The sequence below is a fragment of the Paraburkholderia panacisoli genome (assembly GCF_008369935.1).
GTDB lineage: Bacteria > Pseudomonadota > Gammaproteobacteria > Burkholderiales > Burkholderiaceae > Paraburkholderia > Paraburkholderia panacisoli.
On sequence record NZ_VTUZ01000023.1, the window covers coordinates 30,831 to 42,525 of the forward strand.

Consider the following 11,695-nt stretch of genomic DNA (forward strand, 5'->3'; position numbering starts at 1 on the left):
CGCCGTCGTGCGCGACTTCTTTGACGGGCGATCAGGTCGTGAGTCGGCTGTTCGCAAAGCTCGGGCATGTCGGACGTTAGCAAGCCGGTGCACAAGGTAGTGAAAGTGATCGCATAGGGAGCGATATTGAAACTTCAGAATATTCGCACCGGCACGCGTGTCGCTGTGGGTTTTGGGTTGATTCTGTTTGCGCTCATCGCGCTAACGATTGTAGGGATCACGCGAGTCAACAAGATCAACGCGAGCCTTACGACAATCAACGACATTAACAGTGTCAAGGAAACCTACGCGATTGCGTTTCGCGGAAGTGTCCACAACCGCGCAATTGCACTGCGCGACGTGGTGCTCGTGCCGCCGGGAGAATTTCCATCGGTGCTGTCGCGTATCAAGGAATTGAACGAAGCGTACCAGGAGGCGGCCGGTCCACTCGACAAAATGGTCGCTGCTCGCAGCGCGGCGTATCACGACGAGCAGCCGGCGCTGACAGCCATCAAGGCCGACGAGGCTCGCACCCTGCCTTTGATGGCCGACGTGATTGCAAGGCAGCAGGCGGGAGACACAGCCGGCGCGCAGCGCGTGCTGCTTGAACAGGCCCGGCCGGCATTCGTCGACTGGCTGAACGCCATCGATCGTTTCATTGATCTCGAAGAGCAATTGAACCGCGTACAGGCACACGCGGCGCGGGAAGTTGGGCGCACATTCCAGGTGCTGATGCTCGTGCTGACCACGCTGGCAATCTCGATAGGCGGTGTGATTGCCTATTGGATCACGCATGACATCACGCGGGCGCTTGGTGGCGAACCGGGTCAGGTCAAACATCTCGCTGACGCGATCCGCAGCGGCGACCTGTTGCAGGCGGTGCGGGTGCGACGCGGTGACAGCGACAGCATACTTGCGACCATGGAGCGGATGCGCAACGCATTGCATGAGGTCGTCGAAAGCGTGCGGGAGCATGCCGACGGCGTCTCGACGACAAGCATTCAGATCAGCCAGGGCAATGCGGATTTGTCGAGGCGCACCGAATCGCAAGCTGCGTCGCTGCAGCAGACTTCAGCGTCGATGGATCAACTCACCGGCACCGTCAAACAGAATTCGGACAGCGCCAAGCAAGCCAGTGCGGTAGCTACGGCGGCGGAGGAGATAGCCACGCGCGGCAGTCAAACTGTGCAAAGCGTTGTTGAAACGATGGACGGCATTTCGGCATCGTCGGAGCGGATGGCGGAGATCATTTCGGTCATCGAGTCCATAGCGTTCCAGACCAACATTCTCGCCCTCAATGCGGCTGTGGAAGCTGCTCGCGCGGGCGAGGAGGGGCGTGGCTTCGCGGTTGTCGCGAGCGAGGTCCGCTCGCTCGCGCAGCGCGCGGCGACCGCTGCAAAGGAAATCAAGGCGCTGATCGATGAATCGGTCCAGCGTGTCCAGGCGGGGTCGTTCAGGGTGCGCGACGCCGGGGCGACGATGGCCGAGATTTTGCAATCGGTACGGCAGGTCAACGAGATCATGGCCGAGATCGCCTCAGCGTCGGAAGAGCAGAGCATCGGTATCGAACAGGTCGGGCAGACAATCGTGCAAATGGACGAAGCGACGCAACAAAATGCCGCACTCGTGGAACAGGCGTCGGCGGCTACTCGATCACTGGAAGAGCAGGCGCTTGCGTTGCGCAGCGCAGTCGGCGCTTTCCGGATACGCGGTTCGTTGCCAACGGAGCGTCATTAACCCGTTCGTATAAGGCCTCGGTTACCGTTGTGGGCATCGAACTGTCGCATGCATTTGCAACTCACACGCTGCGGCCGTGCCGTCTAAACGATCGCACTGTCGGGTAACCGTGAGGTGTCGGCCCGTTTTTCTTTACGATCGAACTGCAACCGCGCCGCTTCCATTTCGGTCATGTGACTTTCGGCCCAATCCCAGATTCCGCAGATTTTGTCCAGAAGGCTGTTTCCGATCGGTGTCAGCCGATAGTCGACGCGAGGCGGTATCACTGGATGCACATGGCGTGAGACCAGGCCGTCGCGCTCGAGTTGGCGCAACGTCTTCGTGAGCATCTTCTGACTGACTCCGCCGATGTGTTCGCGTAGGCGCGAAAAACGCATCTCGCCACGAGTGCCAAGTGCATCGATCACCAGAATGCTCCACTTGTCGGCGATCTGCTCAATGATGTCGCGCGCAAGATCATCGGTTTTCTTTTGCGCATTGTCGTCGGCGCAAAGCGCATCGTCGCAATTTGTTTCCATGGGGGGAAGTATGGGGCCGCGAGGTGTTGTGTGGTCGCCTGATGTGGCTGACATGATCGTTAGCGTGTTCGCTGGGTCAGCATGCCACAGTTCCTCGGACAGCATCCGACACGGGTTCGGTTTGTCAAAGAACGAGTATCGCATGACTATCGAAACACTTGCGATTGAATTTTTTATGTACGCCTGTTTCAAGCGTTGGCCTCAAAGGCGTGCAATCGGCGCAGGGAAGTGCGGTGACACCGATAGAAGCAATCAATCGCGGTGATCCGGCGCGCGCTCGACGTATTTGCTCAGGACACCTTCGGCAAAGCCGTATTCGTAGCCGCCGCGCTGAATGCTGGATCACCGGCCTGACGATCGAGTTGTGAGGCGCACGTCGTCCTTGCGAATCGTCTGCCGCGCGTTGTGAGCGCAAGAAGCGATCTTGTGACAAATCGTCTATGGACTGTGTCTTCTGTGCAGACGAAAATCAAGACTCCGACCAGCACGAAGGAGTACGTCATGGGCCACGCGGAAGTCCGCGAGTTGCAGATTCCCAAACCAATCGGCGGACGCTTGCCGGAGCCGCCGGTATTCGCCAGCCTCGACGACGAACGGCAACATCGCAAGCTCAAACTCGCTGCGGCATTTCGCATCTTCGCGCGATTCGGGCTCGCTGAAGGCATAGCCGGACATATCACGGTCCGCGATCCGGAGTATCACGACCGTTTTTGGGTCAATCCGTATGCGCAGCACTTTTCGTCAATCCATCCGGATGACCTCGTATGCATTGACGAGGAGGCCAATGTTTATCACGGGACCGGACCCGTCAACGCCGCTGCGGCGGCGATTCACTGCGGCATCCATGGCGCGAATCCGGATGTCGTTGCAGCAGCCCATACACATACGACTTCTGGCCGCGCGTTTTCAGCGCGCGCTCGGCTGCTTGCTCCGCTCAATCAGGAGGCCTGTCTCTTCTATGGCGATCACGTGCTATTTCGCGGCGACGTAGTCGTGCTCGCCACCGAAGAGGGGCGCCGAATCGCGGAGACAATGGGCACAAAGCGCGCCGCCATTCTGCTCAATCATGGCCTGCTGACCGTTGGTTCATCGGTCGACGCCGCGGCGTACCGCTTTATTGCAATGGAGCGTTGCTGCCAGGTGCAGTTGCTGGCCGAGGCGGCGGGTCCAATCGAGCCGCTATCGGACGAGGACGCGCGGGCAACGCGCGCGCAACTGGGGTCCGACTACGTTGCATGGCTCAACTTCCAGGGGCTCTACCAGCAACTCCTGCGCGACAGTCCTGATCTGCGCGAACTCGCGTGAACATGGACGTCCTCACGCGGACGTCCTCAGTTTGACGCAAGCGTCGTTTCGAAGGCTGCCGTGCGGTCGCGGTGGCAGCCTTCGCGATACTCGCGCACGGCCGCGCTCAGCCATTGATCGAAGCGTTTAAGCGGCTCCCAGTCACGCTTCTGCTCGGGAAACGAGTAGTAGATGGTCTCCGGATTCGGGATCGAATGAGGATGCACCTGGACGAGTGCGCCGCTGCGCAGTTCACGTTCAATCAGGATATGCGGAAGCAAGGCCACACCGAGTCCTGAGATCGCGGCATTGATTGCCATGATGAACATGTCGTAGTGCTGATTCGCCGCGCTATGTTCGATGATCTGCGTAGACGCGCTTTCGGACCATGCAAGCCACGCGCGCGGAAGATCGCGGGTGTGAATCCAGGGCAGCGCGCTGATCCTTTCGCTACTCAAGCTATTGTGCCTGCCGATCAACGCGGGCGCGCAGACAGCCAGAATCTTGTCGTCGCTCACGAGTGGTTGTCCCGGCATGGCAGGCCACAGGCTTTGTCCGAAATAGATCGCGGCATCGAAGCTTGAATTGTCGAAGAACGTCGGCTGGTCGCGCCCCATGATGTGAAGCTGCAGGTCCGGGTTCAGCTCGTAGAAGTCCTGCAGACGCGGAATCAGCCATTGAGACGCGAACGTGACGCCGACCGCCAACTGGATCTTTACTTCACCTTGCTTGCGTATCAGCTCGAGCGTATCGCGGCGAATCTGGTCGAGATGGACGCGAATTCGCCGCGCGTACTCTGCGCCCGCCGCGGACAGTACCAGACGCTGACGCACCCGCTCGAACAGCGGGATGCCCAGATGAGCCTCGAGCTCGTTGACCTTTTTGCAAACAGCACCATGCGTTTGCGACAGCTCGACAGCCGCCTTCGAAAAGCTTTCATGGCGCGCCGCTGCTTCAAAAGCTTGCAGCGCACTGAGACTAGGGACACCGCGACGCATCGAAAATCCTTGCTGGCGAAAAGAAATGGGCATGGATCTTCGATGATAGTCCCAAGGACGGCGAGGCGCTGGCCACGCTTATTCACTGGCAAGCTGCGGCTGGCCAACGTCGCGCCAGCGGGTCTCGAGCAGTGCGACCGTAATCGAGGCGAGCACCATTGTCGCGGCAATGCCGACAAATGCGAGGACAAACGTGCCGGTCGTATCCTTTACCCAACCGATAAAATACGGCAACAAAAATCCTGACGATACCCCGATGCTCGTGATCAGCGCGATGCCGGCCGCTGCAGCGCGATCGGTGAGGATGCGGCTAGGCAGCTGCCAGAAGGTCGTGATGCTGCAGAAGCAGGCCGCGGAGCCGATCGAGAGGGCGATGATCGACTGGTAGGGCGATTTCAGCAGCAGGGCCACTGAGAGCGCTGCCGCGCACACCAGCAGGGGACCTGCCACATGCCGGGCGCCGACCTGGTGACGGCTGACCACTCGGCCCCAGATCAGCGTCGCGACAACTGCAACGCCAAATGGAATCGCCGTGATCAACCCGATATCCATCAGGCTGTATTTCACCCCAAAAGTGCTTTCAAACGTTTTGATGACTTGCGGCAGGAAGTAGAGCAAGCCGATGATGCCGGCGTTGGTGCCGAAGTAGACGAGACCGAGCGCCCAGACTTTCGGATTTGCGAGCGCCCGCGAGGCGCTGGACGGCGAGGTGGCGGCCGCTGCCTCGGCCCGTTCGGTAGCCAGCGCCGCGGCGATTTCACTCTTTTCCGCAGCGGAAAGCCAGTGGGAGCGGGATGGATCGTCCGTCAACCAGAAGTAGGCAACCCCGGCCAACACGATCGCGGGGATCCCCTCCAGCAGAAGCATTGCGCGCCAGCCGGTGATGCCGAACACGTTCGCATGTGTCATCAGCCAGGTGGACACCGGTGCCCCGAGCACGCCGGTCAGCGGGATTGCTGTCACGAACAGAGACATCATCCATACGCGATTGCGCGCCGGCATCCACAGCGTGAGGTAATACACCATGCCCGGAAACAGGCCGGCTTCGAACGCGCCAAGAAAGAAGCGGGCGATATACAGCCAGCGGGAGTCGGGGACGAAGCTCGTCAGCGAGGAGAGCAGACCCCAACTCAGCAGAATGCGCGTTATCCATAGCCGCGCGCCAAACCGATGCATGCACAGGTTGCTCGGCACTTCGAACAGGATATAGCCGAGAAAAAACAGGCTTGCGGCGAAGCCGTATTGCGCCGTCGTCATGTGGAGCTCGGCGTTCATGGTCAGCGCCGCATAGCCGATGTTCGCGCGGTCAAGCTGGTTCGCGATGTACATCACGATCATCAGCGGCGCGAGCCGCCAGGCGATTCGTTTCATCAACCGATCAGAAATCGCAGGTTTGCGCGGCCCGAAATCCATGGCTTCCTCCAGATTTACGCGTTGCGGAATGCTCTCGAGGATGATTAAGCGCCCTCACCGAGGGTACGACAATGCACGAAAAATATTGACTTTGTGAGCAAACGTCACAGATCGGGGTGGGCGCCCCGGCGATCACCAATTCGCCCCGGACGTGTTCTCATTCGGCCACTCCTTCGTTACCCAAAAGTGTAGGGCCGGTATCCGTAGGGTTAACAGTGGATGGCGTGCGACCGAGAAATCCCAGGACGACAAGCGCGGAGGCCACTGTGATTGCCACGAGAATATGCAGCAGGATGTGGAACGCGCTATCGTACGCCTGCACGAGAACCGGCTGCCCCAGCCCGGGCAGAAGAGCGACGGCATGGGGCAGATCGCCAGTTGCGACACGTTGGGCGGCTTGCGCGGCGGCATCGCGCGAAACGGGCGGGAACGCCGCGAGTGAATCGGATAGCCTTAGACGGGTGAGGACCGCCAATATCGCGCCGGCGATTGCAAGCGTCATGCCCTCTCCCGCTACACGTGTCGTGCTGAAGATGCCGGTTGCCATGCCCGCGCGTTCCTTTGGAACGACGCTGACCGACAAGCCATCCATCAGGCCCCACGGCAGGCCGGCTCCGACTCCGATAACGAACAGCGGAAGCGTCAGGGCGCCGGATGGCGCGTCAGGCGCGATGCTGCTCAACCAAAGCATACCGAGCGCCGCTATGACGAGGCCCACCGCCGATATGACACCGGCCGACATCCATCGCGTGAGAAAGGCAGCCGTGATGGGCACAAAGAGCATCGGCGCCGATAGCGAGACCATCATCAAGCCGGCGTCGATCGCAGAATGTCCTTCAATTCCGATGAATCGCGTCGGCAAGACGAGGAGCAGGGTCACGTAACAAAATGCCGTCGCCAGCGGGAGCACCTGCACGCCCACGAAGCGCGGATAGCGAAACAGCGACAGGTCGAGCATTGGCCGGGAAGCGCGCTTTTCGATCCAGACGAACGCGACGAACATCGCCACGGCGCCTGAGAACAGCCCAATGATAAGAGGGCTGCTCCAGCCGCTTTCCGGCCCTTGCAACAGCCCGAATGTGAAGAGTGTCAGCGCGGCTGTAAAGCTGGCGGCGCCAGGCCAATCGAGACCCGTGGCATTCGGGTCGTACGATTCCCTTAGCTTAGGAACTCCGAGCGCGAATCCGATCAAGCCGATTGCGGCATCCGCGAGGAAGAACGATCGCCAACCGAACGTCTCCGTAAGAAACCCGGCGAGCAGTGGGCCAAGCGCCAGGCCCAGGCCGAAGGTGGTGCCGAGCATGCTGAATGCGCGGGCGCGCCCATGTCCGTCGAACTCCTGTGCGAGCGCTGCCGACGCGCCGGCCAGCACCAATGCGGAGGCAATGCCCTGTAGCGCGCGCTGAAAATCGACCCACAACAGAGTCGGCGACGCGGCGATCCCGAGTGACGTCAACGCGAAGAGCACCACACCTATGGCGAATACACGTTTTCGTCCGAACAGATCGGCAAGCGCTCCCGAGGCCATCAGACTGCTGCCGAAGCTCAGCATATAGGCGTTGAGAATCCAGTTGACCGCCACTGGGCTGCCGCCCAAGGCGGTGCCGATGGCCGGCGCGGACACGGCCGCACCGCCGAAATTCAGCGGCAGCACGAGCACTGCGATGCAAATGCCCACGAGGATCAGCATCTGTTGCGAGGCGCTGCGGGGGACTGCTACGTCTGCTGTTGACATGACATCGGCCGGGGCGACCGGTCGTACTGTGGACGGGGTACCGCTTTTTTCCTGCACTGACTCTCTCTCTCTGTTCGACTACTACCATCCTGCTCATCAGGACATGCGAATTCGCTTGTTTCAACTACGCGCTATTGCGGTGCGGTCCGCGTATGGCCACTCACTTCCTGGCCTGCATCCGGTTCTATGCCGATAAAGTAGAGAACCGAAAACAGCACCAGCACAGCGACCAGCAGGAAGGCGACCCGGAAATCGGCCAGTGAGAGTTGTGCGTGATTGCCATGAATCAGGACCGCAACGTGCAGCGCGATCGCACCAAATGCGATGCCCAGACCGATGGTCATCTGCTGGACCATGCTGAAGAATGTGCTCGCTGAACTCATTCGCGCTGACGGCACGTCCGCAAACGCAAGCGTGTTGATGCTTGTGAATTGCATCGACCGGCACAGACCGCCGACCAGCAGCACCAGCATGATCAGCGCGCGCGGCGTGTCCGGCGAAAGCAGGCTGCACAAAGCGATTGTGGCCGCCGTAAGCGCCCCGTTGACGATCATCACCTTGCGAAAGCCAAAGCGTTTGAGGATCGGCGTGGTGACGGTCTTCATGCCCAGATTGCCGGCCGCATACGCGAGCACCAGCAAACCCGCGGCGAATGCATTCAACCCGAAGCCCAGTTGAAACAGCAACGGTAAGAGGAAGGGTGAGACGCTAACCGATACGACATATAACGAACCGCCGTCGAGGGTCACGCGGAACGTCGGAATTCGCCAGGGCGAAAGATCGATCAGCGGATGGTCGGCGCGGCCGAAATGCCGTATGGCCAGGACTGCAGCAACAAAGCCGCAGATCAGTGCGGCGGCCGTGATATGCCAGTCGCCATGCGGTTGCCCGATCAGGACCATGCCGTACATCAGACACGTCAGCGCGATACCGCTCAGCACGAACCCCGGCACATCGAAGGGACGGCGGGTGGGTTCGCGGTAGTTCGGAATGAACAGGGCGGTTAGCGCCAGACCCAGCAAACCGATCGGTACGTTTAGCAGAAAGATCCACCGCCAGTTGAAATAGGTCGAGATAAAGCCGCCCAGCGCAGGACCCAACACCGGAGCGGCGAGACCAGGCCACGTGATATAGGCAATCGAGCGCATCAGGTGACGCTTCTCGGTGCTGCGCAGCACGGCGAGGCGTCCTACCGGCACCATCATCGCGCCGCCGATTCCCTGCAGGATCCGCGCAACGGTGAATTCGACAAGGCCGTTACTCAGCCCGCAAAGTATGGAGGCGCCGGTGAACACGATGATCGCGCCGCCGAACACCGAACGTTGCCCAAAGCGGTCTGCCACCCATCCGCTGATTGGAATGAAGACTGCGAGCGCCAGCAGATAGGCAGTCATGCCGATACTCAGGCTCACGGGCGTGACGCCGAACGTGGCGGCCATGTGGGGCAGCGCGGTCGCGATCACCGTCGCATCCAGATTCTCCATGAAATAGGCACTGGCGACGATCAGCGCAATGATGACTGACTGGCGGGTTGACAAAGACATGGACAGAGAACGGAATTCGGGTTGTGCGGCAGGCCCTCAAACGCTTCAGGTTGGAGCGTTTGCAATCGATGGCAGCCAAAGTTGGGACTCGCTTCGCGGTAGCCTGAGATAATGCATGACCTCGCCCGGGTGCGTGGCGAGTCTCTTCCTTGTACCCGGACGATACACTCTACCAAATCATAAGTCGTCACGTGAAGACTTATTTCTCGAAAGCGATGGACACAGGAGCGTCATGAAGGCCAAACGCAAGGATGTTGCAGAACCGGGCAGCAAGACCGTAGCGGGTCGCGCGCCGATCAGGCGGCCGATGAAAAAAGCACCGCAACGTCTGCCACGCGCCGAGCGTCAGGCGCGCGTGCTGGAGAAGGCCGCCGAATATTTCGCCGAACACGGCCTGAACGCGCAGACTCGCGCGATTGCAGAGGCGTGTGGCGTGTCGCAACGTCTGCTGTATAGCCTGTTCCCTAGCAAGGCCGCGTTGATCGACGAAGTTTACAAGCGCGAAATTGTAGGAACCTTCAAGGCGATGTGGTTTGTTCAACTGAAAGACCGCAGTGTGCCCATTGAAAGCCGACTCAATGCTTTTTATCGCGAGTACTACGACACCCTGCTGACGCGGCAGTGGCTGCGCCTCTTCCTATACTCGTCACTTGAAGATCTGCAGATGGCGCCGACGTACACGAATGCCGTCGTGACGCATGCGCTCGAGATCATTGTCACTGAGACGGCGCACGCATTGGGATGCGGCGTGCCGGCCGATCCGGCGCATCTGACCGAGGTGGGCTGGCTGCTGCATGGCTCGGTATCCCACCTTGCGATTCGCCGCCGCATTTATTCGAACGACAACACCACGCCCACCGACGCGGTGATTGCGATGCACGTGCGCGCCTTCCTCACGAGCGCGCCAGCGCTGCTTCCGGCACTGGAAGGTTCCTGATCGTCAGGCACTGGCGGCCTCGCCCAGCGCGGAAAACAGCCGGCAAACGACGCGCGGATGTGCGCGTTGTGGACCGCTTCGCCGCACGGTGTGAATTGACCGAACTCGCCCGCAATCCCTTAGCTCGTTTCCGGACGGTCGTCGCCGACGCTTCTTCAAGCGGCTGCTGCGTTCGAGCTGCAAGGGGTTTCGTCTTCAGTCACCGATCGCTGCGGCGTCTGGCCCCCGGTTCGCTTGCCCGCGCATCAGCAGGAGCAGCGCGATAAGCACAAGCACGATCGTCAAGCCGACAAAGAGCAGCGTCGCGCGCTGAATGCCGGCGAGCTGCACGGCGAAGCCGAGACCGATCACAGGCAGTGAGATCGCCACGTAAAGCACGATGAAAAAGCTCGACGTAACTTCCGCCCGCCGGTGCGCGGGCGCCGCCGACGCGATCTCTCCCAACCCGGCGCGCAAGCTGATGCCTTGCCCGATTCCTGCCAGGGCGGTGCCGAGCAAAAGCAGGCCGAGCGAGCGTTCGGGCACGCACAGCCCGACACAGATCAGTCCCACGACGAGGCCAATGCACCCAGCCGCTTGCCGCCACCGGGCAGCAATGATCGTCTGCACGATCTGCCCGAGAGCGGAGCACGCGAACAGCAGGAACACAATCGAGCCGGTGACTATGCCGCTGTGAAAGCCGAGGACGACCCGAATCAGTTGAGGGGCGACCGCCGCAAAGAAGCCCACCACGACGAACCCGGCAAACCCCGCTAGCGCGGCAGGAATGAACGCACCGCGCACCTCGACAGGAAGCGAAATTCTCTGGATGCCGAGCTTCACCCGCGCGGGAATCGTGGCAGTCTCCGGCACACCGAGGACGGCGAAGGCGGCGATGCCGACCAGCGCCAGATGCACCGTATAGGGCAGCTGCGTCGGGTAGGGAAACAGTTCGACCAGGATGCCGCTTAGCAACGGACCGCAACCCAGCCCAAGCATGTTGGAGGCGGTCGCCGCGAGCATGGCTTTGCCGCGCCACGCAGGCGGCGCAAGTTCGATCACGGCTACGGTGGCGGTTCCTGTGAAGATGCCGGCAGAGACTCCCGACAGCAGTCGGCCCAGCATCAGAAGCGCCAGGCCGTCACTGAGCAGAAACGTCACCGCCGATGCTGCCGACGCACACAACCCCGCCAGCAGCATGCGACGACGGCCTAACTGATCGGACCAGTTGCCGATCAACAGCAGCGCACCTAGTACCCCGATTGCATATGACGCGTAGATCACGGTGATGACGGTCGGTGTAAAGCCATACTGCTGCTGGTAGTACCGATAGATTGCTGTCGGTAGCGTTGTACCCGTCATGTTGATCGCGAACGCCAACGCTACAGCCAGAAATGCGATCGGGGATTGCGGTGCGCCAGAAACTGCTTTCATCAAATGTCCAAACCGTTGCTCGAAGACAGCGCGCAATTATGGGCAATTTCTCACGGCTTTGCAGAGCGCCCCACGATGGTGGTCAGTGCCGACCTCACGTCGCGGTGGCTACGTCAAGCGATACGGTGACGCTCCAG

General features: G+C 60.6%; 9 protein-coding genes. 3 read left to right on the forward strand and 6 right to left on the reverse strand.

All coding sequences use genetic code 11. The annotated features are described in order from the left end of the window. Positions 1-126 precede the first annotated feature (126 nt). Positions 127-1,716 carry a methyl-accepting chemotaxis protein gene (locus FVF58_RS29155; protein WP_149673247.1) on the forward strand — a complete coding sequence of 530 codons (1,590 nt, stop codon included), beginning with the start codon at positions 127-129 and terminating at the stop codon, positions 1,714-1,716. A gap of 83 nt (positions 1,717-1,799) precedes the next feature. Here the strand turns inward: FVF58_RS29155 and FVF58_RS29160 are convergent, their stop codons facing one another. After that, positions 1,800-2,288, reverse strand: coding sequence for a winged helix-turn-helix transcriptional regulator (locus FVF58_RS29160; RefSeq protein WP_246217226.1), 489 nt, complete (start codon positions 2,286-2,288; stop codon positions 1,800-1,802). Between the two features lie 447 nt (positions 2,289-2,735). On the opposite strand from FVF58_RS29160, the gene FVF58_RS29165 reads away from it, so the two are divergent. After that, complete coding sequence (locus tag FVF58_RS29165; protein WP_149673248.1) at positions 2,736-3,539, forward strand: class II aldolase/adducin family protein; 804 nt, start codon at positions 2,736-2,738, stop codon at positions 3,537-3,539. Between the two features lie 26 nt (positions 3,540-3,565). Here the strand turns inward: FVF58_RS29165 and FVF58_RS29170 are convergent, their stop codons facing one another. From FVF58_RS29170 to FVF58_RS29185, 4 genes are all read right to left on the reverse strand, one after another. Further along, entirely contained in the window at positions 3,566-4,516 is a 951-nt protein-coding gene (locus tag FVF58_RS29170; protein ID WP_188130961.1) for a LysR substrate-binding domain-containing protein, read from the reverse strand. A gap of 78 nt (positions 4,517-4,594) precedes the next feature. Next, positions 4,595-5,929: an MFS transporter gene (locus FVF58_RS29175; protein WP_149673250.1), complete on the reverse strand. Its 1,335-nt coding sequence runs from the start codon at positions 5,927-5,929 to the stop codon at positions 4,595-4,597. A gap of 157 nt (positions 5,930-6,086) precedes the next feature. Next, on the reverse strand, positions 6,087-7,619 hold the full coding sequence (locus tag FVF58_RS29180; protein WP_246217227.1) for an MFS transporter: 1,533 nt from the start codon (positions 7,617-7,619) through the stop codon (positions 6,087-6,089). Between the two features lie 176 nt (positions 7,620-7,795). Further along, a complete protein-coding gene (locus FVF58_RS29185) occupies positions 7,796-9,208 on the reverse strand; it encodes an MFS transporter (RefSeq protein ID WP_149673252.1) in 1,413 nt (470 codons plus the stop codon). A 232-nt stretch (positions 9,209-9,440) separates the two neighbouring features. On the opposite strand from FVF58_RS29185, the gene FVF58_RS29190 reads away from it, so the two are divergent. Further along, positions 9,441-10,145: a TetR/AcrR family transcriptional regulator gene (locus FVF58_RS29190; RefSeq protein WP_149673253.1), complete on the forward strand. Its 705-nt coding sequence runs from the start codon at positions 9,441-9,443 to the stop codon at positions 10,143-10,145. A gap of 195 nt (positions 10,146-10,340) precedes the next feature. Here the strand turns inward: FVF58_RS29190 and FVF58_RS29195 are convergent, their stop codons facing one another. After that, entirely contained in the window at positions 10,341-11,558 is a 1,218-nt protein-coding gene (locus FVF58_RS29195) for an MFS transporter (protein ID WP_149673254.1), read from the reverse strand. Between the last annotated feature and the right edge of the window lie 137 nt (positions 11,559-11,695).